Below are 23,971 nucleotides of genomic sequence, written 5' to 3' on the forward strand. Positions count from 1 at the left end.
GCCGCTGCCCCGCAGCTTCTGCTTCGACATTCTGGAATTTTTCGGCCGGACTGCCTTCGTCGGGTACTCTTCTGTTGTGATGGAATTCACTTTTACTGGTTTTCCGGACTGCCTAAAAATCTCTTCCGCAAATTCCGCCCAGCTACAGAACCCTTCATTTGTCGCATGGTAAATACCGTATTTTTCGGTTTGGATCATATCGATTAGCAATCGTGCCAAATCAAATGTATACGTCGGCGAGCCGATCTGATCCCCAACCACATTCACTTCCTTATGGTTTTCCGCAAGCCGTAACATGGTCTTGACAAAGTTTTTACCATTGATGCCAAACACCCAGGAAATGCGGACAATGAACGCATCGTTTAATAAAGATCGGACGATTTTTTCCGCCTCATATTTCGTATAGCCGTAATAATTGATCGGATCAGCCTGATCGGTTTCCACAAAAGGCTCCGTACCTTCGCCTTTAAAGACATAGTCCGTACTGATGAACATGAATTTGGCACCAGCTGCTTTTGCGGCTTCCGCCAAATATTTCGTTCCGTTCACATTCACGTTCCGACAGGCTTCTTTTTCATCCTCTGCTTTGTCAACGGCTGTATACGCCGCACAATGGATGATGGCATCGGGCTTGAGTGAAGCGACAAAATGATGGACATCTTTTTCTTTTACTATATCGAGTTCTGCCTGCCCGGTGCCAACCATCTCAAGGCCGCGCTTTTTCCCTTCCTTGACGACATCATAACCGAGCTGGCCGGTATAGCCTGTTACTAAAATTTTCATACTTACTCCCCATATACAAAATTATTTTCGGCTTCTTCCAAAAGTGGAGCTTTTTCATCTTTCGCCGATAAAACCGGCTGAACATCACGGATTGGCCATTTGACCGCAATCGTTGGGTCGTTCCAGCGAATCCCCCGGTCGCATTCCGGTGCGTAAAATTCATCCACTTTGTACTGCACTTCCACATCATCTGTCAAAGTCATAAAGCCGTGTGCAAAACCTTTTGGGATCAGGAGCTGTTTTTTGTTTTCAGCGCTCAGTTCAATCCCGTACCACTTACCGTATGTAGGGCTTCCTTTCCTGATGTCAACCGCCACATCAAAAATCGTTCCTCTTGTGCAACGGACGAGTTTCAATTGGGCTTTTGGATTCATTTGGTAATGCAGGCCGCGCAATGTCCCTTTTACGGCGGAAAAAGACTGGTTATCCTGCACAAATTTAATGTTGATTCCGGTTTCCGCAAAGTTTTTCTCATTATACGTTTCCATGAACCAACCGCGGTGGTCGCCAAAAACGGCCGGTTCAATCACATAAACGCCTTCCAAATTCGTTTTACTGATTTTCATGCATCTTCCCCACAATCTATTAATATTTGATTTTTCCGTTCGCGACTTTTAAAAGGTATTGGCCGTAACCTGTTTTGCTTAACTTATTCGCACATTCGATCAGTTGTTCTTTACCGATCCAGCCGTTAATATACGCAATTTCTTCAGGGGCAGAAATTTTGATGCCCTGGTGCTCTTCAATTGTTTTTACAAAATTCGTGGCATCAACCAACGTCTGGTGCGTTCCGGTATCCAGCCAGGTAAAGCCTCGCCCCAATAATTCTACCTCTAGTTCTCCCAGTTTTAAATACGCTTCATTAATCGAGGTAATTTCCAGTTCGCCACGGGCGGACGGCTTAATTTCTTTCGCAATGTCCACGACGCGATTATCATAAAAATACAGCCCGGTAATCGCATAGTTGGATTTTGGATGTGTCGGTTTTTCCTCGACACTCAGGACTTTCCCGTCACTGTCGAATTCGACGACACCGAAACGCTCAGGATCCGGAACATGGTAGCCGAATACAGTGGCACCACGCTGTTTTTGAGATGCGCGCTGCAAAATTTTACGCATACCGCTGCCATAAAAAATATTGTCGCCAAGAATCATCGCAACGGAATCATCGCCAATAAATTCAGCGCCCAAAATAAAAGCCTGGGCTAAACCGTCCGGGCTCGGCTGGACTTTATACTGCAGCGAAATGCCAAATTGGGAACCGTCTCCCAGTAAACTTTTAAATCTTGGTGTATCTTCTTCTGTAGAAATAATTAAAATATCTTTTATCCCTGCCAGCATAAGCGTGGAGAGAGGATAGTAAATCATCGGTTTGTCATATACAGGTAGTAACTGCTTGCTTGTTACCATTGTTAATGGATAGAGACGTGTACCGCTTCCTCCTGCAAGAATAATACCTTTCACTATTTTCTTCCTCCCGTTTATTGTTTACCTGAATCCGTGACGAAAACCTAATGAATGGCTTTCGTAGGTAGGTTTTCCAAGCTGAATTTCGAAAAATAACTGATTTTTTGTTCTATTGTATTTTGCTTCATTGGTAAGTTATGAATGTACACTATTTGAGCAGTTTTATGGTATGCCAAATAAACTTGCCGTTTCCATTTTTTGCAAGTTTTTCTGTCAACTCCGAATTTCATGCCGGCATTAGAAAAAAGCATAATAAAGGCGCTCAAGGGTTGGACGCCATCTGTTGGTTAAGCTGACTTTTAGTTTCCATTGGCGTCCTTGATGAACCAGCTTCAAAGCCATGGAAATCATATTCTGGATAACATTCCGAATTCTCCTCCTCGTGGCTTTCTTTTTCATAGGGGCATCCTGTTCTCTCAAGCTTTCCTGCCCGATGTAAGCGAACATGGGGGCGTAACCGTCACAGCCTTTATAGCTTCTTTCCACGCCTTTCTTTTTCGTCTTGGAATTGTCAAATGGGGAGACATCCAGGTTAACCGGGATATATGTATGCCTTGTCTTTGGCGTAAACAGGGCTGATTTCAGCATTTGTCCGGCGGATGAGATTCAGTGATTCTTCATGCAGGATCTCTTTCCACTTTTTCGTCAAGGCAGCCTGGTCTAGACGCTGCCTCAGGGTTGGGCTGGAAGGAACCCTTTGGATATCCAAAGCCAGTTGGAAAAAAGCATCCTCACGGAAAGTTTCAATGTTGTCAAAATCGCTTTTCCCCTGGCAAAGCAGGCCAATATAAGATTTGGCTACGTCGCCGTTGGGGCAGCCGGGATTCCGGGAAATATTCGGCAGTTTATAGGCATTTAACTTTTTAGCTAAATTTGTTTGATTGAGCAGATTTCCTACAATCGCTAGTCCAGATTGGGCAACAATCCGTTCATTGGTATATTCTATCAATAAACTTTTTCACAAGATCACCTATATGTGGAATTGGTTAAATTGGATTTATGCCCATATTATACTAGATTTCACGCTGATTGTTTGGCGTCGAGTGGAAATTTCGTCACGGATTCAGGAATTATATAAAGTAAATTAGAGCTTACTAAAAGACTCCTGAACCTCACTCTCAGTCCTATAATTTCTAATAGAATATCTATTTTCACCCTTACCCAATATATATAAAATTAAAACAATTATATAAACATTATAATTTATATTAAAAAAATTAGAAATGAAAACCGTTGAGAAAAAACCGCATAAACCAAGGTTAAAATAATTAAAGTTTAATACCAATATATTTAGCATAAACTTCCATGCAAAATATATTGTTAAAAGCCATATACATCCTCCTATAAGTCCTATATTTAAAATTACTGCCAAAAATCCATTATCTACAACTATACTATCTAACGTATTATTGTTTTGAAAGATCCCGCTCCCAAAAAAGAAAGAATGTACATCAGTAATCCATAATTTAAACGCTTGACTCCATAAGTCTTGTCTCAGCAACAATGATGTTGTATCAGCTAATGTAGCTCCACTATATATTTTTATTGAACTTAAAATTGAATTTATTATAAAGCCAATAAAAAGATAAAAAAAAGGAAGTGATTGATAGAATTTCTTATTTCTACTATTAATTTTTTCGAGTAAACTAACTGTCAAAATTGAAAATATAGTTATTAAATACACATTTCTAGTAAGTGTCATGTATATTGCAATAAATGATAATATAAAAAGGGGAATCGTTATAAATTTTTTTTCCCACGTACTACCGTAAGCCCAAAAAATACTTAAGCATATACAAAGAAAATTACCAAATGCAAGGCCTGAATCAAAAAGTGAAAAAGCCCTCATAGAACCATTATTTACAAAATCAATTGATTTAACTATAAATTTTCCATTTGGAGAAGAAACGGGTAATATCGGATTTTTTAACAAATATTGACATATACCAAGTATTGATAAAGGGATAAATAATAGCACTAAAATTATGCTAATTCGCCTAATACTAATGCTATTTTGTACTGCCAAAAAAAGAGGAATAGTTAATATTAAATAGTAATAAGCATTATAGCCAATTAATAACTGATTAAATTCGTTATTCTTTAACAAAAATAAAAGATCGAAAACTAAATATAATAGAAACAAATACCAAATATATATTAATTTATTAGCAACAATTATTTTCGTTGCTGCTTTACTAAAAAAAATACTACAAAGTAAGATAATAACTAATATAAATTTTATAATAATCGTGGAAATTACCATATCACCAAATAGGAATATTTCCAATTGTGGTACTAGTCCACTAATCAACATTAATATAACTAAAATTAATATTGAATTTTTCCAAATTGATGTTATTAATGATGTTATTTTTGACAATTTAAATCCCCACTTTTTATCCCAAAGATTTGGTAGATAGAATCTGATAATTTGGAACAAAATGTAAAATATGGAATGATGCACATAAGGTAATGACGGTTTGAAGGTATACTTTCCCCCTCCCCATCTTTGCGGGTCTTTCAATTTCCAGTATCCAGTTCCAGCTTGTCAATCAATCATTCGTACACTCTTGATCATCTCTTGAAACGCCCTTTTATGGGCATAGTCTCGCAAATGTTAAGTGACACGCTGCGGCTGTGATGCGTCAAAACTCCGGGCGAATAAATGATATCTCTCCGGAATCTCCTGATGGTATAGGACTTAAACACTGGCGGACAATGCTCTTTTTTAAAGATCTCGAATAAATTGTACGCCAGTAATTTAATCAGGAGATCCATATGATTAGCCCCGAAGGAATCCGTTGGAATCTTGTCGATTGAAAAACCATATTTAGACTCTTTTATTTAGTTTTCTAGGCAGGGTTTTTGATTATAGAATCTCCATATATCCATCGGTTCCCAGTCCATGGTTGTCACAATGGCTTCATAGTCCCAAAAAAAATCAAACAATTGAAGTTGATCTTCCTCATATTTGTCGGCTTTCCGGATAACCGCAATTCTCCTTGGCTTCTCCCAGGAAGTGGCTTGATAATGGACGGTTTTTCCCTCTATCACAGTCATCTCTTCATCAACATAACGGACCCATGGAGAATCATTGTTTTGAACAAATTTTTCAACCTTGAAGTCCATTTTAATTTTCTGGCATAATCGATCTTGTGGTTTCCCCAGTAACTGTAAAACTTTTCTCCACCAAAACCTTTATCAAAACGGGTTTTGTCAAACTCAATTATGCCAAAGGATGGGGCCCTTTTTTTATTTTAAATTACAATTTTACTTTCGTAATCTGGGTTTATATTTCCATTTTACTTAACTTAATGCCATTGCACAATTTTTTTAAATATATAGCAAGTGAGAAAAGCAAATAAAAAACTGTCTAGTGAAGAAATCAAAGTATCAAAAACTTGGTAATTTAGTTAACAATCTTTTTTACAAAAATATCTCTTAAGATAATTAAGTAAGAAGACAAGTTTTTTCTATTTTTTATTAAATTCATTAAATAAATCAGTATCATAAATGTACATGTTACCATAAAATTTCTAGTAGTATAAAAAATAGTTGCCACTAAAATTTGGAGTATAAGCTGTGTTATATCAAAATCAATATTCGGAATATTACTTATCATTTTCCTGGTTATATAATAATTTAATAATAGTAAAACTAGAAATGAAATATTTGTTGATAATAAAACTGCAAGAATCCCAAATTTATTTATAAAAAAGAAATTTAGAAAAATATTCACCAACACTGCAGCTATAAGAGGAAAAATAGATATAAATGTTTTCTTTTTCATCTGTGGACCCATTCCAGAAAAATAATTAAATCCATGAATAAAATTCGAATAAAGCATCAATGGAATTATATATAGAGCCATTTGATAGCTACTAGACATCACTTTAACACCTAGAGGTAATAAAACAAACATTCCTAATACAATTGAACTAATTGTAAGTCCATACAAATTCTTGTAATTACTTACTGTTTTGTTGAGCATTTTAGAATCACCAAACTTATCATGGCATATGTAAAGTTTAGGCTCCCAAAAAATCAAAAAAGAATTCACAAATAATGGTATTATTGTAGCAAATTTAAAACCCACGCTAAATAAACCAAGATCCTCCATACTTAGATACTTTGAAATAAAAAATCGATCAATTGTAGATTGAACTACCCAAAGAAATACACCCGGTAATAATGGAAAACTAAAATTAAGTGCATTTTTTAAAATATTTTTATATTGAATATTGCGTCGTGAAATATTCTTTTCTAATTTCATGACATACTTTCTGTAAGCGACTATATAGAGTATAACATTCAAAAATGAAGAAAATAGTGATGAAATAATTAGTGATATAACATTTTTATAAATAATTATCAGTACCAATGATAGTATAAACGTTGTTAATTGATTTATAAATAATATATTTGAATATAATTGTCCCATTCCATGAAATCTAATAGTACGAGAATAAATATCTTGAATAGCATTAAAGAAAGATATTATAATACCTAAATATATAAAATAAAATGGCATCCCCCAGAGTTTACTTTTATTCAAAAATAGACGTAAAATAATAAAAGTAATCATTAAAATAATTAACGTGCAAGTAAATAGATAGAAGATCGCAGTTCGTTTTTTATATCCGTCTTTAATATCATAGTCTCTTAAATAATATTGTTCAGTACCAAGAGTAATAATTGGAGATAAATACATTAATAACATTGTAAATAAGGTATAGTTACCGTATTGCTTTAGAGTAAGAAAATATGAAAAAACAGGGACAGATATAAAACTAAATGATTTTGAAATAAAGGGACCTATCATAAAGAATAAGATTTGTTTTATTTTCTGATTCAATTATTAACCTCCGAGATAATTGTTATACTTTTATTGCGTTTTCAAATAATTGGATAGACCTTTCCCATGATAACTTTTTAATATCTTTTTGCGCGTGAAAACCCATCTGTTTTCTAAGATTATCATCCTCAAACAAAATACTAACATTTTTCACTAGTGAATCGGCATCTTTTATTGGCGAGATCAATGCACTTTTACCATTTTCCGCATATTCAAAAACACCATTGTATGCAGTGGATACTAAAGCACAACCGCATGCCATTGCTTCCGCCCCCGTTAGTCCAAATCCTTCAATTACACTGGTACATAGAAACACAGCTGTTCTATTATATATCATTCGCAACTCTTCTTTACTTGCATTACTTGTGTATTCAATCCATCCGGGGAGATCTTTTGGCCTTTTTGGTGCACCAAACATTCTTACTTTAAGATCCGGATATATTTTTTTTAATTTATAAATAGCTTCCAAACCGTATTTAGTACCCTTATGTTCACTTTTATGATATAACATACTCAAAGAGTGTTTTTCTCTTTCATCCAATGGTATGTCGATTCCAAAACTATCAAAATCAATACCGTTCGGTATATAGATGCTTGGTAGGGGGCTTTTTTCATCTACAATTTTTTTTAGCCATTTGGAAATTACTATTTTTTTCATATTTAAACTATAAGTTTCATAAACATCCTCATTGCTTAAATTCCAATTTTCAAAATCTTGAATAAAATATATTTTCTCCCCTTTTTTTCTTGCTAATTTAAAAACTTCGGGAGCTGTTCGCACTGCGGTTGCAATTATCACGTCACCATCCGGTACTGAATCATTGTTAATGCCGTCGGCATAAATTTTTTTAACTTCTTTACTAAGAGAGAACCATTTAGGATGTATTTTTATTAGATATTTACAAATTATTTTTTTTACAGCTTTAGGTATATTATACTTAGACAAAGCATTTTCACAATTAAATACTATACTTACTTCATGACCATTTTCTATTAATCTATTAGCATATTCAAATACTATTTTATAACCTCCGACAGGTTTCCTACTTGGCTCAGGTAAACAAAAACAGATTTTCATCTTATCTCTCCTATATACAAAGAAAGCTAGTTTATCTATAGTCTTTAGATAAAATATAGAAGTGCTTTATATAAGCTGCCAGTTCATAGGCGTTATCATATTTGAAGTAATTTACCTTATCATATTTGTTTAGTATCTCTCTAGAAAATGAAGTATCTGATGCTAATATTGGAGCACCATGTAACCTTGCCTCTATTAATGGTAATCCAAAAGTCTCAATATATGATGGAAATAGTAATATTGACTTACTATAATACTCTAACACCTTTTCATAAGGTATGGTACCAATAAATTTAATTGCTAGGTTCGATTTTAATACTTGTTTATATAATTTTTTTATATTTCTATTTTCACTACCATTCAATGTAAAAATAACCTCAATATCAGTAATACCTTGCTCTTTTAATAATCTAGCTGCCTCTACTATAACTTTATGATTTTTATAGACCATTGCACTTGCTGGATAAAAATATGTATTCATACTTTTCTTGTTAGGTTGGAACTTTTGTTTTATTTTTAAATTTAATTCTGGCGAAATTATATCTATTTTAGTACTTTCCACCTTTGCCTTTTCTACTGTGGCCTTTTTCATCCATTCCGTTTGAACAATAATCTTATTAGCCAATCTTGCTGATTTATATATCTTTTTTCCAATAGGATTTTGATAAAACCAAAATAAAGGGTTCTCCCAAATTTTATATCTTTTTTCTATAAAAGGTAAAGGCTGATGAATATACAAAGTTTGTGGCAACTGCGATTTTACAGTAATATTTTGTAACGAAAGAATTTCATCAGCATTATATTTTTCTATAAGTCTTGGCGAAATAAAAGCATCAAAAAATAAGCGATGAATCCAACTTTTTTTTACCCAAGGAAACCGGATAATTTTAACATTATTTGTTTCCTCCAATTTTGGAGTACTTATTATAAAAATCCATTCATTAGCCTTGTCAAAAATAGCATCATTATAATATTTTTTTAAGATGGTAAGAGGGCCACCACCATCTGCTGGAACATCAAAGACTATAATACGCATATAATATTCTCCTATTTCATTTGTTTTTTAAACCTCAAATGATGATTTAGAAGGAAGGATTTTTTGAAAATAAAAAGCTAAGTTTTTCTTAATTATTTCAAAGTCACTTTCTACTATACTATCATTAATACATAATAATTTATATTTTTTCTTTAAGATGCTATTAAAAATATCATTACAACTCGAAATAGAAGTAACTTCATAATATTTTCCGATTAAGGGACTGCAAGGATAAAATTCACCCTTTACTAACCTCCAGTATCTGAATAGCCAATGGTTGACATCCGAAGTACTTCTAAATTTGTTCATGCATGTTTGATTTAATAATTCATATTCTTTATTCCACACTTCCTCAAATGTTTTTTTATTATAAGCTATCGGTAAATGTGGACTGAACAACCCAGTAAAATTATCCCAAGGAAAAAGTACTAGGGTTCTATATAACTGTTTTCCATACTTTAGATTTATCCATTTAAAAAAATTATTTTTAATTACTTTTTTTTTGTTAAAATATTTATTAATTATATTTATATTGTTTGAATTAATATATGAAATTTTTTCTGTAAGTGCAATAGCATCCAATATCGCCATATCACATGGAAGATTTTTATGAAAAAAATCGCTTTTTTTAACCGGCTTAGTTATAAACGTATCATCATTAAAATAAACAAAGTAATTAGATAAGTTTTTTATTCTATGAATGTTTAATTCAATTGGGTGTGAACTAAATGTTGGTAAATACTCCTGAGGAATATAATCTGAGTGATTAACAATATTCAATTTAGGGTGTTCTAGATTAAGCCAATTTGGTAAATGACCACATGTTACAAAATGAATTTTTCTGACCCATGGTGCAAACTGTTCCACTCCTCTGAACCAATACTGTAAGATATTTAAATCTCTATACCTATTAACTCTCGCATCGGTATTATTTTTTGGACTATATTTATTCTTAAGTTTATTCCAACTCTCATCATTTCCATCAACCCATGTAATGACAAAATCAATTTCCAATTGAAATTCCTCCGTAAAAAATATCCTTTTCATAAATAATGTTTTATTTTTTTACAAAAATATACTAAATAATTTTCAATTTGACCACCGTAAAAAGAAAATTCTAAAATAAGTTTAACAAAGATATTTGTTTTATAAGAATCATTATAATTTTGATTGTAATATCTCCTTGATTTTAATAACAAGTTTTGCAATTTTAAGTTTTTGGCAAAATCATTTGACTTAGGATGATTATGAATAAAACTTTCGCTAAGTAAAACTCCAGTCTTATAATTTTTATTCGCCAATTTTTTAGCTAAAATTCTCTCTTCACAATAAAGAAACGTTCCCTCGTCAAAGTAATTTATATCTTGGAATGCAGATGCTCTAATGATGAAAAAACACCCCGGAATAGTATCGACAGTAATAACGTTTTTGTCTGCTATCATTTTTAAATTATGATACCGCAGAGGATTAAAAAACTTGTTTAATAATCTAAAGTTAGCAAAAAAATCACTAATTTTTCCAGGTAACTTCCAACAGATTCTGTCAAGATTTACCTTTTTATTACAATCCAGCATAATACCAGTAAGACATGCAAAATCTTTATTTAAGCTCGATAATTCATTAACTAAATTAATTATAATAGTTTTAGAATTATACTCTATATCTGGATTAGCAATAATTATATATTCAGAGCATAGCTTATCTATTGCATACTTAATACCAATATTATTTCCTTTTGCATAACCCATGTTCTTATTATTTTTTATTAAGTGGATTTTTATGTCAGTTAATCCGAATAATTCTAACTTTTTAATATCCTCATCTTTTGAATTATTATCGACTATTACTATATTTATCAACGGACAGATTTTTAGAGTGTCTTGTGCCAATCTTATAGTATTACTACTTGAATTATAGTTTAATATAATCATTGATATAGATTCTTCCATGATTAGACCTTTCTTAAAATAAATTAAAAAAATAAAATGGGGTGGGAAAAATAAAACTTTATCATACTAATAAAATGATAGAAAGTTGCTTTGCTCAACTTTTTTCTGCTTTGTTGTTGGTGCTCGTGTATTAATTTAGCAGATGTTACATACAACAAATTGTAGCCTCTCTCTTTATATCGATAACATATATCGCAATCTTCAAAATACATAAAATATTTATCATCAAAAAAACCATTTTTATTAATTATTGATCTTTTAAAAAGCAAACATGCTCCTATTGCCCAATCCACTATCATATTATTAGATTTATTAACGTTTCTCATTAAATATTCATTTTCATACTTTTTTATTATCGGTCTATTTATAAATGGAAATCTACCTAGCAACAGATACTTTATTTTTGGAAACTTCCTAACACTATCTTGGACTGAACCATCAATGTTTAATAATTGTGGACATACTATACCTATATTCTGATTACTTTCAAATTCCCGTATCATATTCTCAATTGAATTTTTTTGTAAATAACAATCTGGATTCAAAACAAGAATATATTTTCCATGAGAATTTAAATATGCTAAATTATTAGCTCTTGAAAACCCTAAATTTATTTCTGAATAAATAAAATTAAAATTTTCTTTATTTTTATATTTTTCTTTGCAAATTATAAAGCTTTTATCACTAGAAGAATTATCAACTATAATAACCTCATAGCTTAATTGGATATTTGACTCTTCTATTGACTTAAGACACTTATATAATTTATTATTTGAATTATAATTAACAATAATTATTGAAAGTTCCATTTTTTCTCCTGTTGTGTTACAATTTAATTTTTTTAAAATGCATCATTGTTTTTTACAATTATAATAAACGTTTTTAAAATTATTTTTATATCTAGAGATAAACTCCTAACTTTAATATACTCTAAATCTAACTCTACCATTTCTTTAAAACTTAGATTATTTCTTCCACTAACCTGCCAAAGTCCAGTGCATCCCGGTAATACCAGAAGACGTTGTTTATCATAAGTGGAGTACTGCTTTACTTCCCTTGGCAAAGGTGGCCTTGGACCTACTAAACTCATATCCCCTTTTAAAACATTCCAAAGTTGTGGCAATTCATCAATACTCATTTTACGTATAAATTTGCCCACTTTTGTTACTCTTGGATCGTCTCTTAACTTAAACATAGCTCCTTCAATTTCATTATATTTTAATAGATCTTTTAATCGTTCTTCAGCATCCGTTACCATTGACCGAAACTTATACATGTAAAACTCTTTTCCATTCTTCCCAACTCGTATCTGTTTGAAAAAAACTGTTCCTTTTGGATCTTCCATTTTAATAAGAACAGCAACAATTAAAAATAACCAAGATAAACAAATAAGACCAAGAGTGGCACCAATTACATCCATCCCACGTTTTAGTATGGTATAGACTTTTTTCTCTTCTAATATAATACTACTTTTAGCAGAAGAGGACTTTACAACCGTACTGGAAGCATAACCGGACTCAGCCATTACAAACTCCCCCTATTTTGTTTCCAAGGCGCTTGCACTTGTTTTTTCGATTATTCCTTTCATAATATTTAACAAATCTTGGCTGATCGTTTCATCTTGCAACGCCATTTCTATTTGAGATTGAATAAACCCTAGTTTTTCCCCAACATCATAACGCTTGCCTTCAAACTGATAAGCAAACACACGCTGGATTTGATTCAACTGCTGGATTGCATCTGTAAGCTGAATTTCCCCGCCTGCACCTTTTTCCTGTTTATCCAGGAACATAAAAATTTCAGGCGTCAGCACATAGCGGCCAATAATCGCAAGGTTGGATGGTGCCGTTCCCTGTTTCGGTTTTTCAACAAATGTTTCAACTTGATAGCGGCGGCCTTCTTTTGATGCAGGTGCAATAATCCCGTAACGGTGGGTTTCTTCTTCCGGTACTTCCTGGACGCCGATAACAGAAGATCGGGTCTGTTCATATTGATCGATGAGTTGTTTTAAGCATGGTGGATCGTTTTGGACAATGTCGTCGCCAAGCAGGACAGCAAATGGTTCGTCGCCGATAAAATTGCGCGCACACCAGACGGCATGCCCCAGACCAAGCGGTTCTTTTTGGCGGATATAGTGGATATTGGCTAAGTTGGATGAATAGCGGACTTTCTCTAGCAGGTCGAACTTTCCTTTTTCGGCAAGGTTTTGTTCGAGTTCCCAAGCGTTGTCGAAATGGTCTTCGATCGCCCTTTTCCCTTTACCGGTGACGATGATGATGTCTTCGATTCCGGATGCAACGGCTTCTTCGACTATGTATTGGATCGTTGGCTTATCTACAATCGGCAGCATTTCTTTCGGCATGGCTTTTGTTGCAGGCAAAAACCTTGTCCCTAAACCAGCGGCAGGAATAATCGCTTTTCTTACTTTTTTCATTGTCAGTACCCCCTTATGTTCATCAATTGTTAAGATTTCGTATGTATCCTATCCATTACAAATATCTTGAATTTCGAAATTTTACATTCTATACTTTTCAGGTGTAGAAATAGTGCAAATTAAAACCGGGCATCTAACCCGCCCTCACATCATACTTCCGACGACAAGCGTCTAAGGTGCTTAAAAACACCCACAGCATGACCGAGTGCCTCACGTGATAACGGATGGGAGACATGTCCGAAAAGCGCATCGCAAAACGATAAACCCACTAAAATACTTGGATTTTGTCCAGAAAAGAAAGCCGATTAAAACAGACCAAAAAGCTTCTTTTGTTTAATCGGCTGCGGGACTTCTCTGTAGATGTTTTGGCCGCTTACAAGCAGTTCGGCATTTTCCGTGAAGAAATAAAGCATATCCGCGCCGTATTTCTTTGTCACTTCGTCAACCGCTTCTTCCATTTTAAACGATCGGGTCGTCACATTGTGGGAATCTGAAGCAAGGAAATGGGTGAGGTTTGCTTCAATCAGCTGCTCGCTGAATTTTTTAATCTTTTTCCCGAACGCACCAATCAGGCTTGCCGCCGTAATTTGCGTCGCTGCGCCGTTATTCACCATTTCGAACAGGCGGTCCGGATGCTGCATCAGTTCGGCATTCCGTTCCGGATGGACAATGATCGGCACCAGACCCTTCACCTGGATATCGTATAAAAGCGTTTCGGCATAGCGCGGGACATGGCCGGACGGGAATTCAATAAAGAGGTATGAGGAACCGGCTAATGTTTGGATTTCCCCTTTTTCAAAATCCTCCAAAATTTCGCCGTATATGCGGTTTTCCTGCCCCGGCAGGATGGTTAAATCGATTTGTTCTTCTTTTAATCTCGCATTCAATTCGTCAACTTTTGAGACAATGTCCGTTTTGCGGTTTTCATATTTTCCATTCATATGGTGGGGGGTGGCGATGATCGTATCAATCCCCTGCGATACAGCCTGCTTCGCCATATCTAGGCTGTCATAAATCGTCTGTGCGCCGTCGTCAATTCCCGGCAAGATGTGGCAATGGATATCAATCATCGAAACCCCTCCAAATTTTCTTTCAAATGGAATTTCATTTCAATGTCGGCAATACTCTAAAAAAAATTATAGTCCAATTTTACCATTTTTCAACATTACTAGAAAGATTTTTGTGACAAAACCCTTCATTCTTTTCCATAATAGTAATAATAATGTGTATGCTGCGTTTTCTTGTTGTTCAGGACAACGCCGAGCAAATTGGCATTGGCTGCCTCAAGCAGTTCTTTCGCTTTTTTCACCGCATCCACTTCCGCTTTTCCGCTCGATACGACAAGAATCGTGCCGTCGCATTGGTTTGTCAGCACTTGCGCATCCGTTACCGCAAGAACCGGCGGTGTGTCCAGCAAAATGACATGGTATTCTTCTTTCGCTTCTTTTAAAAATTCCTTCATCGCCCGCGAGCTGAGGAGTTCTGCCGGGTTTGGCGGAATCGGGCCGCTCGGCAAGATATGCAGGTTTTCGACATCTGTTTTTGACACTGTCTCCCGCAGTGTACCCTGCTTTGTCAATACGGTTGTGAGCCCAAACGTATTCGTCATCCCGAATGTGTAATGAACGGTCGGGCGCCGCAAATCCGCATCGACAAGAAGCACCCTTTTCCCTTGCTGTGCAAAGACAACAGCGAGATTCGCGATAACTGTCGATTTTCCTTCTCCCGGGCCGCTTGATGTGACCATCAACAACTGCAAATCATTGTCGACGGATGAAAAACTGATGTTTGTCCGGATCGTCCGGAACTGTTCGGAAATCGGCGATGTCGGGTTTAGTTTTGCAATTAATTTCCTTCTTGTGTTCAACAGCTTTGTTTTCTTAGGCGCCAACAGTCTCAACCTTTCCCTTTGTTTTTTTTCCTGCACGCGTGGCGGTGTTTAACTCCTGGTCGTCAATCTGCCCGATCACCCCAAGGACAGGCAGTTCCAAAATCTGCTCAATGTCTTGTTCATCTTTAATGGTGTTATCCAAGTATTCAAGCAGGAAGGCGATCCCGATACCGATCATCAGGCCGACAACAAGCGCGATCGCAATGTTCAGGAGCGGTTTCGGCTGTACAGGTTTTTCTGCTACTTGTGCTTTGGAAATGATCGTGACGTTGTCCACTTTCATGATCTTTTTGATTTCGCTTTTAAACACATTCCCGATCTTATTGGCGATTTTTGCTGCCATATACGGGTTCGTGTCCCGGACTGTCAAGGTGAATACTTGTGAATTTTGCTCGCTGCTAACCGTAATTTTGCTGTTCAGCTCGTCGCTTGTCATTTTCAAGTTCAGTTCGTCAATCACTTTATCCAAAATGGCCGGGCTTTTGATAATGACATTATATGTGTTGACCAACTGCACATTTGTCTGTACGGCATTTGTTGTATACATCGATTGGTCATCGCTTGCTTTATTAACAAGGATCTGCGTAGAAGATTCATAGACAGGCGTTATGACAAAATAGGTGACAACGGCCGTTACGATCATGGCACCCAGTGTAACCAGCGCGATCATCGAGAGCCGCTTGCGCAAAACCTGCATGAGTTCTTTTAGACTGATTGTTTCTTCCATGTTTTCCTCCTTCAAAATATGCGGCATGATAGCGAAATTGATAGAAAACTACCGTACATTATACCATAATTTTCTTTAAAATTTGCTGTAAACTGGAATAATTTTAATGTTTTTGCTACAAGAAGTATTTAAGCATCAATCGGTGTCTATTCAAATCGTTTTCTGGCATTTCCTTCCTCAGGTTTTTGTTGTGCAAAATGGCGTTTTTTGTCATAATTTTTGTAGATTTGCAATGAAGTTTCATTTGCTGGAGGTTTTGTGCATGAAAATTTTGGCGACAATAATGTCGATCCTTGCCGCTGTTGTCGTGTTCGTGGCGGGGAATATGTACTGGGGATACAAGACAGATCCCAGCCGGTTTCAAGATTCGGCTGCGGAGGCAAAAGAAACGAAAAACACTTCGGAAACATCCGCGAAGATGGGAGCCGCGAAAACGTCGGAGAAGCCGAATACGGACTTCACCGCATACACCGCACACTGGCCGAGCAGGCCCGCACGGATTTTAAAGCCGCGATTAGCAAGGGACGTGCTTACAAGATCGCGATTGTCGGATCGGATGCAATGGGCATCGATTCAAACGGCTGGGGGCCGCAACTGAAGCAGGCGTTAAGGAAAGCGTACGGCAGCCATGTCCATGTTTCCCTTTTCGCCTATGACATGAATTCAGACGAGTTTATCCGTGAAGGGAAGTACAAAGATGTGGCGGATTTTCAACCGGATCTTGTGCTGTTTGAGCCGTTCATTTTGAACAATAACGGGGCTGTTGCGATGGAAAATCAGCTGAATGATATTAAGACTGCCGCAGCTGCGTGGAAAGATGCGGTGCTCCTGATCCAGCCGTCGTTCCCGCTGTACCAGGCGACGAACTATCCTGACCAGGTCGACCAGCTCGAGATGTTTACAAAAATGGAAGGTTATACTTATCTGAACCATTGGAAAAACTGGCCGGACCCAAACAGCGGGAAGTTTAAAGCGTATGTCAAGTTCGAAAACGGCGAACAAACCGCCCCGAGCGCAAAAGGCGTGAAAGTTTGGTACGAATATTTGCGTGATTATTTTATTGCGGATTGAATAAAGTGGCTATACCCAAAGCCCCTTTTAAGCAGAAATTTTTCAAGCATTGTCAGGACCGTTTTAGGCGTTTTTCCTCTAACGATCCTGACGTTGCTTCTCTGAATCATTTCTTTGGGGAATTTTTCCTCTAACAAGTCTTTTCCCACGGGGAAATTTTTGCTCTAACAGTTGTGAGATAACTTCTCTGAACCATTTCCTCGGGATGTTTTTACTCTAACGGTTGTAGCGGGGTTTCTAAAGTCCGTTCATGTGGAAACTTTTTACCCCAATGGTTCTTACACCGCTTCTAAAGACCATTCACGAGTGAAATTTTTACTCCAATGGTTCTTACACCACTTCTAAGGAACGTTCACGTGGAAAACTTTCACTCCAACGGTTCTTACACCGCTTCTAAAGACCATTCACGAGTGAAATTTTTACTCCAACGGTTCTTACACTGCTTCTAAAGTCCGTTCACGAGAGTTATTTTTACCCCAACGGTTCTTACACCACTTCTAAAGAACGTTCACGTGGAAAACTTTCACTCCAACGGTTCTTACACCACTTCTAAAGAACATTCACGTGGAAAATTTTTACCCAAACGGTTCTTACACCACTTCTAAAGACCGTTCACGTGGAAAACTTTCACTCCAACGGTTCTTACACCACTTCTAAAGAACATTCACGTGGAAAATTTTTACCCAAACGGTTCTTACACTGCTTCTAAAGTCCGTTCACGAGAGTTATTTTTACCCCAACGGTTCTTACACCACTTCTAAAGACCGTTCACGCAAGAAATTTTTACTCCAATGGTTCTTACACTGCTTCTAAAGACCATTCACGAGTGAAATTTTTACTCCAATGGTTCTTACACCACTTCTAAAGACCGTTCACGCAAGAAATTTTTACTCCAATGGTTCTTACACTGCTTCTAAAGTCCGTTCACGTGGAAAACTTTCACTCCAACGGTTCTTACACTGCTTCTAAAGACCATTCACGTGGGTTGATTTTACCCCAATGGTTCTTACACCGCTTCTAAAGTCCGTTCACGAGAGTTATTTTTACCCCAATGGTTCTTACAGGCCTTCTAAAGAACGTTCACGAGGGTTGATTTACCCCAACGGTAGTGACACAGCTTCTCTGAACCATTTTCTCGGGGAAATTTTACTCCAAAGGTCCCGCCGGCTCGCTTTTCCCGCAGGGGTCGCGTAAATTTTGCGCAACAATCTCGAATGATCACATTTACCTTACATAAAAAAGGGGTGCCCCGGGTCTTTTGGGACAGCCCCTTTTTGCTCAACTTTGTTGTATTTGTTTTTTGATCTTCTCAAGCGCCCCTTTCCGCCATTTTTTGATGGCGCTGATCGATTTGCCTTCAATGACGGCGATTTCGCCTGGTTTCAGCTGCAGGTAAAAGGTGGCGACAACCCATTTTTTCTCGTTTTCCGTCAAGCCGTCGCAATAGCTGAGCAGCGTTTCGAGCTCAAGCGGCGGGCGCAGCGACATGTCCGTCTCCACGCTCCAAAATTCTTCCTTCGGGTAAACAACCGTCTCATCCTCTTTCCTGGCTTTCGCGAGCGCCGTCAGCATTTTCCCGCGGATTGTCGCATACGCATAGCCCGTAAATGACCCTTTGTCTTCCTGCATATTTTGATAAGCTTCCCAAAGGGCAATGAGGCCGATCTGCTCAAACTCATCCACATTTTTATAAATGCGGAGCCTGCGGATCATGTGGTAGATCATCGGCCGGTATTGCTCCAATACTTCTTCAAAACTTTCCATTTCGCTTCCCCTTTTGGAAAGCGCGCTTTCCTTGAATTCCCGGGTTGCCTATACAATACCAGGCATGCGCGGGGCTTTCGAACGGCCTTTTTTGAAACTTTCCGCCCGGATTTTTGAAATTTTCCCAGGGGAAATTTGAAATTTTACAGGGGAAAATATGAGATTTTAGTAGAATTTTGGATGGAAGAATATTACCTTTAATAAAAAAAATAACAAAATTGTAAATTAATACTTTTCAAATAGGAAATTTGGATTATAATATAGGTGTATCCTATTTGGGGAAGCATCGGAGAAATGAAAAATCCATTAGAAAATGCCCCTTTTTAAATATGGAGGTGGAGTTGGTATAGGTGTTTGGCCAAACACGTCTGTTGCACCACGAATATCACCTTGTTGTAAGATACATTCCTCCCCTGGGGGCAATCATTCAAGGGGGAACATATGCATGTACATTGAGAAAAACCATTATCTTATCAATCAAGGTACTTATGCACTGGTTGCATCCTATAACGAAATTTACCAAACCATCATTTATGATCAAAAAGGGACCTTTTATTCCCAAAAAAGAAAGATTGATATTTTAAATGAGGCTTGTATGCACTACAGGATGTGCAATTACGATGGGTCCGTAAAAGCCATGAGAAAGATTTTCGGTTATAACAAAACGCCAGTCATGATTGGAAAACATGGCATTATCGCCACGCCGACAAAATCCGCAAAATCCTATGATTGCCAGTTCATATTTCTTGCGAATGTCCTTTTCTATGAAAAGACACCGGACGGGCTTTTTGTTGAGTTCCCGAATCATACGAGGCTGAAACTGAACTGCTCCGAGTATACTTTCCTTGAGCAGTGCAAACGCACAACAAACTGTGCGAATTATTATTACTTCGGCCTAACATACATACCACCAAAACAGAATAAAAAGAACATTTAACGATTCCTCCGGCACGGGATGGGGATCCCTTTTCGTGCTTTTTTTGATTGTATATGTGAAGTTGCGCACAAAATGGTGGGAGATTTCATTTTGCGTTCACCGGCGCTCAGCCGGGGAATATGAATGGTGAACAAATGGGATAAAGACTCCATGGTGGACAGCTGAAAGGAAAAGGCAATCAATTGAAAGGGGAAGCGAAAGAGGCCCGGGGCGAAATGACAGGCGATGCGGAAAAGGAGAACCTGACAAAATGAAAAGCGAAGCACGGACACGCTCGGCGGCGCAAAAGACCGGACCTCCCGAAAACGGACATTAATGGCCCATGTCCCTGCCTTTCAGATAGATTCCAAGCCCGGAATCCGGTGCACTACCGGTTCTGGGCTTTTACATGCGTAGATATTTCCGCGGAAATATCCTGATTTTTGTCGAGATCCGGCTTACCGCGGCAGCCGGATGTTGAGAATTGATGAACCATCCCGGGTTCGAACGTGGGCATTTACGGGGGCGGCTGAAATAGCTGCGATTTTAAAACGTAATTTTTTGAATTTTTAAATCAATTAACCGGTATACTCATACTCTTCACTTCCAGGCCGCAATGTCAAGCTGCTGATCCTTATTAAACAACCGTGGGTAGATGAGAAACCCGAGAATAATGGCTGTCAGTGACGCAGCCGACAAGATCATGAATATGATCAAGAGTTGGAAGCGGACGGCCTGGATCGGGTCGGCGCCGGCAATGATTTGCCCGGTCATCATGCCCGGCAGCTGGACAAGCCCGATCGTCCGCTGGCTTTCCACCGTCGGGATCAGGCTCGCGCGGATCGACTGCTTCAGCACCGGGTAAATCGCCTGCTTGGGCGAGCCCCCGAGCGACAACACAAGCGCCACTTCGTCTTTCCGCATATTGATTTCACCTTTTAACCGGTTGAGAAATAGATTGGCAATCACCATTGAGTTTCCGATGATCATGCCGCTGATCGAAATGATGTACTGCGGCGTGGCCGGCACGATCTTTAGCCCGAGCAGAAAAGCTTGCGTAACGGCTTCGGAGATCGTGATCGCCAAAAAGATGTTCCAGAAAATATGCGGCAGCCCCTTCCCCCTTTTGGCGGCATTTCCTGTGGCAACCGCAATCATGATCAAGAGCATCAGCAGGATCACCCACACCCGGTCGAACCCGAACACCGCTTTTAAAATATAGCCGACAATGAGCAGCTGGATTGCCGCACGGATGCTCGTGACGAGCAGGTCACGCCCGAGCCCGAGCTTAAATCCGGCCGATAAAAACAGCGCGATCATGACAAAACTGAAACTGAGCAAAACGGTTATGAGATTCATTGGCTTTCCCTCTTTGCCGCTAAAAATTGTTTCGCCTCTTCGGTTTGCGGGCCTGCAAAAAATTCGCGCGCCGGACCGGATTCAATTAATTTCCCGTCAATGATGAGAAACACGCGGTCCCCGACCCGTTCCGCCTGCGCCAAATCGTGGGTGACCCACAAAATGGTCGTATGCCGCTCCCGGTTGATGCGCACAATCAGGTCCTCAACCCCGCGCGCGGCGTTGGCATCGAGCGCGGATGTAATTTCATCGAGCAGCAAAACATCCGGTTCGTTGACGAGCGTGCGGGCTAGCGACAATCTTTGCCGCTGCCCGCCGGAGAGCTCCTTCGCTTCCCTTGTCAGCAGATTTTTTGGCAATCCAACATATTCCATATATTGTTCGGGGTTTTCGAGCTCCTTGCCGCGCAGTTTGGCAGGAAGCGACAAATTTTCAAATGCGGTCCCGGCAAGCATCGGCGGCGATTGGAACGCAATGCCGACGCGGCGCCTCAATTCCTGTGCATTCCATTCGCGCACCTCTTTCCCTTGGACGCGCACCTCGCCTTCATCCGGCGTGATCAGTAAATTGCACAAGGAAAGCAGCGTGCTTTTCCCTGATCCGGACGGGCCGATGATCGTAAGGATCTCCCCTTTTTGCACTTCCCCGGTGATGTTTTTTAAAACACGGACCGTTTCGTTGTGATGGACGAATGATTTGCTGACGTTCTGGAATGAGATTTCCGGCTGGTTCATCTTTGCTTCAACCCCGCATCGTCATTTTGTTTGCATAGTATCAGTATGCACCGAATTGTGTATTTTTTCCATGGGAATGTTTCGCGTGGAACAAGCAAAGCAGGGGGGCCGGAGATGGGCGCCTGTCCCCGGATATGAATATTTGGCGATTCGGCGGGAATTTTGTCTGTTCCCGAAAGAACTTGCTTGATCTTGGGGTGAATCTTCTCTGTTTTCGGGAGAATCCTGTTCCCAGGCGAGAATATTTGGCGGTTCGGCGGGAATTTTGTCTGTTCCCGGGAGAACTTTTTTGGTCTTAGGGTGAATCTTCTCTGTTCCCGGGAGAACTTTTTTGGTCTTAGGGTGAATCTTCTCTGTTCCCGGGAGAACTTTTTTGGTCTTAGGGTGAATCTTCTCTGTTCCCGGGTGTCCGGACATCCCCGAAAAAAATATGTAATGAGTGGGGCAGTAGCCCACTCGTTTTTAAAAGGGGAAATGGGAATGATGAAACTTGGACGCGTCGTGATCAAGGAAGAACTTGTTGCCTTAACAGGGGATTACAAGCTTGCGATTGTGTTGAACCAAATGCTCTATTGGTCGGAAAGGGTTGCCGATTTCGACAAATTTCTTCTGGAGGAAAAGAATCGCATGCGCATGGCGAACATGGATCCATCCTGTTTGGAGCTTCGCCACGGCTGGATTTACAAAAAAGCGGATGAACTGGCGAAAGAATGCATGATGACAAACTCCGAAGCTACCATGCGCCGGTATTTGGACAAGCTGTGTGAACACAACTGGCTGTCGAAACGGACCAACCCGAAATACCGCTGGGACAAAACGCTGCAATACCGGGTGAATGTTTCGGTGATTCAGCGCGATCTCGCAAAACTGGGTTATTTTTTGGAAGGTTACAAATTGCCGTCTTTTGAGAATGACGGCCCGGATTTTCAAATTGAAAGTCTGGACTTTCAATTTGAAAATTCGAATGGGCAAAATGAAAATACATACTTTCAAAATGACGATTCAGACTTTCACGATGAAAGTGCAATACCAGAGACTACTTCAGAGACTACTACAGAGATTACTCCAAAGATTACTTCTTTCGCAGATACAAAGAAAGCGATCTCGTTTTTTGAACAACACGGGTTTGGCACAGCTGGATCTTATGTAGCATCAAAGATTTATTGTTGGTGTGATGATTTATCGGTGGAGCTTGTTATTGAAGCAATGAAAATAGCGGTGGAACGCGGTGTGTCCAGCTGGAAATATTGCGAAACGATCTTAAGGGACTGGGCAGGGAAAAAGGTGAAAACAGTGGAGCAGGCGCGGGCATTGAAATATAAAAAACAGCGGCCCGTACATTCCGGAATACGGAGGAAAGAAGTGCTGCCTGACTGGTTTTCGGAATTCGAAAACAGTATTTCCCGCAGCGCTGCACCGCAGGAAAAAAGCCCTGCGGAAATCGAAGCCCTGCGGAAGCGCCTTGAAAAAGTGAGGGAGTGGTATCGGAAAGCGTGATTGGGCGGATCGGCTTGATGCACGAGGGTTATCACGGATTTAGTGTCTGTTGCGGGCAAAATTTGAAGCACATTGATCTTTAGCACCGATCTTAAGGGGCAAAAGCAACAATGCTTCGCGTTTCATTGCAAAATTTGCAGCGCTATGGGCTTTTTAGAGCGGCTATAAGGGCCAATTCATTGCAAAATTTGCAGCGCTATGGGCTTTTTAGAGCGGCTATAAGGGCCAATTCATTGCAAAATTTGCAGCGTTTTTGCAAAGATCTTATGACCATTTCGAACCGCAATATGTGCTTTTGGCATGCGTTCCGGTTCCGGACATGATTCATTGCTGATCTGGCATGACTTTTTTCCATAAGTGACATCAATTAACGTCTAAAAAATCCCAAAGCGGGCGCGCGTCCCGCTTTA

General features: G+C 38.7%; 21 protein-coding genes and 2 pseudogenes. 3 read left to right on the forward strand and 20 right to left on the reverse strand.

All coding sequences use genetic code 11. The annotated features are described in order from the left end of the window. The 17 genes and pseudogenes from rfbD to GBH70_RS12435 form a co-directional block, all read right to left on the reverse strand. A partial coding sequence (gene rfbD, locus GBH70_RS12360) for a dTDP-4-dehydrorhamnose reductase (RefSeq protein WP_151681331.1) occupies window positions 1-783 on the reverse strand: 783 nt, incomplete at its 3' end. A 2-nt stretch (window positions 784-785) separates the two neighbouring features. Beyond that, complete coding sequence (gene rfbC, locus GBH70_RS12365; RefSeq protein WP_151681332.1) at window positions 786-1,349, reverse strand: dTDP-4-dehydrorhamnose 3,5-epimerase; 564 nt, start codon at window positions 1,347-1,349, stop codon at window positions 786-788. A gap of 19 nt (window positions 1,350-1,368) precedes the next feature. Beyond that, complete coding sequence (gene rfbA, locus GBH70_RS12370; RefSeq protein ID WP_151681333.1) at window positions 1,369-2,247, reverse strand: glucose-1-phosphate thymidylyltransferase RfbA; 879 nt, start codon at window positions 2,245-2,247, stop codon at window positions 1,369-1,371. Between the two features lie 649 nt (window positions 2,248-2,896). Beyond that, a pseudogene (locus GBH70_RS17850) lies at window positions 2,897-3,043 on the reverse strand (IS1380 family transposase); the annotation flags it as partial. A 291-nt stretch (window positions 3,044-3,334) separates the two neighbouring features. After that, window positions 3,335-4,774 (reverse strand): O-antigen ligase family protein, encoded by a 1,440-nt coding sequence (locus GBH70_RS12375; protein WP_151681334.1) that lies wholly within the window; start codon window positions 4,772-4,774, stop codon window positions 3,335-3,337. Window positions 4,775-4,798: 24 nt separating this feature from the next. Beyond that, a pseudogene (locus GBH70_RS12380) lies at window positions 4,799-5,462 on the reverse strand (transposase); the annotation flags it as partial. A 197-nt stretch (window positions 5,463-5,659) separates the two neighbouring features. Continuing rightward, on the reverse strand, window positions 5,660-7,105 hold the full coding sequence (locus GBH70_RS12385; RefSeq protein WP_151681335.1) for a lipopolysaccharide biosynthesis protein: 1,446 nt from the start codon (window positions 7,103-7,105) through the stop codon (window positions 5,660-5,662). 22 nt (window positions 7,106-7,127) lie between these two features. Further along, window positions 7,128-8,183, reverse strand: coding sequence for a glycosyltransferase family 4 protein (locus GBH70_RS12390; protein WP_151681336.1), 1,056 nt, complete (start codon window positions 8,181-8,183; stop codon window positions 7,128-7,130). A 31-nt stretch (window positions 8,184-8,214) separates the two neighbouring features. Continuing rightward, entirely contained in the window at window positions 8,215-9,219 is a 1,005-nt protein-coding gene (locus tag GBH70_RS12395; RefSeq protein ID WP_151681337.1) for a glycosyltransferase, read from the reverse strand. 27 nt (window positions 9,220-9,246) lie between these two features. Continuing rightward, window positions 9,247-10,233: a stealth family protein gene (locus GBH70_RS12400; protein ID WP_216643886.1), complete on the reverse strand. Its 987-nt coding sequence runs from the start codon at window positions 10,231-10,233 to the stop codon at window positions 9,247-9,249. A 29-nt stretch (window positions 10,234-10,262) separates the two neighbouring features. Continuing rightward, window positions 10,263-11,168 (reverse strand): glycosyltransferase, encoded by a 906-nt coding sequence (locus tag GBH70_RS12405; protein ID WP_151681339.1) that lies wholly within the window; start codon window positions 11,166-11,168, stop codon window positions 10,263-10,265. Window positions 11,169-11,191: 23 nt separating this feature from the next. Continuing rightward, window positions 11,192-11,977 carry a glycosyltransferase family 2 protein gene (locus GBH70_RS12410; RefSeq protein ID WP_151681340.1) on the reverse strand — a complete coding sequence of 262 codons (786 nt, stop codon included), beginning with the start codon at window positions 11,975-11,977 and terminating at the stop codon, window positions 11,192-11,194. A gap of 32 nt (window positions 11,978-12,009) precedes the next feature. Continuing rightward, entirely contained in the window at window positions 12,010-12,693 is a 684-nt protein-coding gene (locus GBH70_RS12415; protein ID WP_151681341.1) for a sugar transferase, read from the reverse strand. Between the two features lie 12 nt (window positions 12,694-12,705). Beyond that, entirely contained in the window at window positions 12,706-13,602 is an 897-nt protein-coding gene (gene galU, locus GBH70_RS12420; protein ID WP_151681342.1) for a UTP--glucose-1-phosphate uridylyltransferase GalU, read from the reverse strand. Between the two features lie 305 nt (window positions 13,603-13,907). After that, complete coding sequence (locus GBH70_RS12425) at window positions 13,908-14,672, reverse strand: tyrosine-protein phosphatase (protein ID WP_151681343.1); 765 nt, start codon at window positions 14,670-14,672, stop codon at window positions 13,908-13,910. Window positions 14,673-14,797: 125 nt separating this feature from the next. Then, window positions 14,798-15,493 (reverse strand): CpsD/CapB family tyrosine-protein kinase, encoded by a 696-nt coding sequence (locus GBH70_RS12430; RefSeq protein ID WP_151681344.1) that lies wholly within the window; start codon window positions 15,491-15,493, stop codon window positions 14,798-14,800. Then, entirely contained in the window at window positions 15,483-16,220 is a 738-nt protein-coding gene (locus GBH70_RS12435) for a YveK family protein (protein WP_151681345.1), read from the reverse strand. The genes GBH70_RS12430 and GBH70_RS12435 overlap by 11 nt, the downstream gene beginning before the upstream one ends. 258 nt (window positions 16,221-16,478) lie before the next feature. Between GBH70_RS12435 and GBH70_RS12440 the strand changes: the two genes are divergently transcribed. Next, a complete protein-coding gene (locus GBH70_RS12440) occupies window positions 16,479-17,291 on the forward strand; it encodes a hypothetical protein (protein WP_253693862.1) in 813 nt (270 codons plus the stop codon). Between the two features lie 1,278 nt (window positions 17,292-18,569). On the opposite strand, the gene GBH70_RS12445 is transcribed toward GBH70_RS12440, so the two are convergent. Next, entirely contained in the window at window positions 18,570-19,055 is a 486-nt protein-coding gene (locus GBH70_RS12445; protein ID WP_151681346.1) for a sigma-70 family RNA polymerase sigma factor, read from the reverse strand. Window positions 19,056-19,500: 445 nt separating this feature from the next. On the opposite strand from GBH70_RS12445, the gene GBH70_RS12450 reads away from it, so the two are divergent. Beyond that, window positions 19,501-19,992: a competence protein ComK gene (locus GBH70_RS12450; RefSeq protein ID WP_253693864.1), complete on the forward strand. Its 492-nt coding sequence runs from the start codon at window positions 19,501-19,503 to the stop codon at window positions 19,990-19,992. A gap of 579 nt (window positions 19,993-20,571) precedes the next feature. On the opposite strand, the gene GBH70_RS12460 is transcribed toward GBH70_RS12450, so the two are convergent. After that, on the reverse strand, window positions 20,572-21,330 hold the full coding sequence (locus GBH70_RS12460; protein WP_151681347.1) for an ABC transporter permease: 759 nt from the start codon (window positions 21,328-21,330) through the stop codon (window positions 20,572-20,574). Then, window positions 21,327-22,064: an ABC transporter ATP-binding protein gene (locus GBH70_RS12465; protein WP_151681348.1), complete on the reverse strand. Its 738-nt coding sequence runs from the start codon at window positions 22,062-22,064 to the stop codon at window positions 21,327-21,329. Before GBH70_RS12465 ends, GBH70_RS12460 begins: the two co-directional genes overlap by 4 nt. A gap of 480 nt (window positions 22,065-22,544) precedes the next feature. On the opposite strand from GBH70_RS12465, the gene GBH70_RS12470 reads away from it, so the two are divergent. Continuing rightward, on the forward strand, window positions 22,545-23,561 hold the full coding sequence (locus tag GBH70_RS12470; protein ID WP_172967505.1) for a DnaD domain-containing protein: 1,017 nt from the start codon (window positions 22,545-22,547) through the stop codon (window positions 23,559-23,561). The last annotated feature ends 410 nt before the right edge of the window (window positions 23,562-23,971 follow it).

The sequence above is a fragment of the Weizmannia acidilactici genome, from assembly GCF_008974225.1.
GTDB classification, from domain to species: domain Bacteria; phylum Bacillota; class Bacilli; order Bacillales; family Bacillaceae_C; genus Weizmannia; species Weizmannia acidilactici.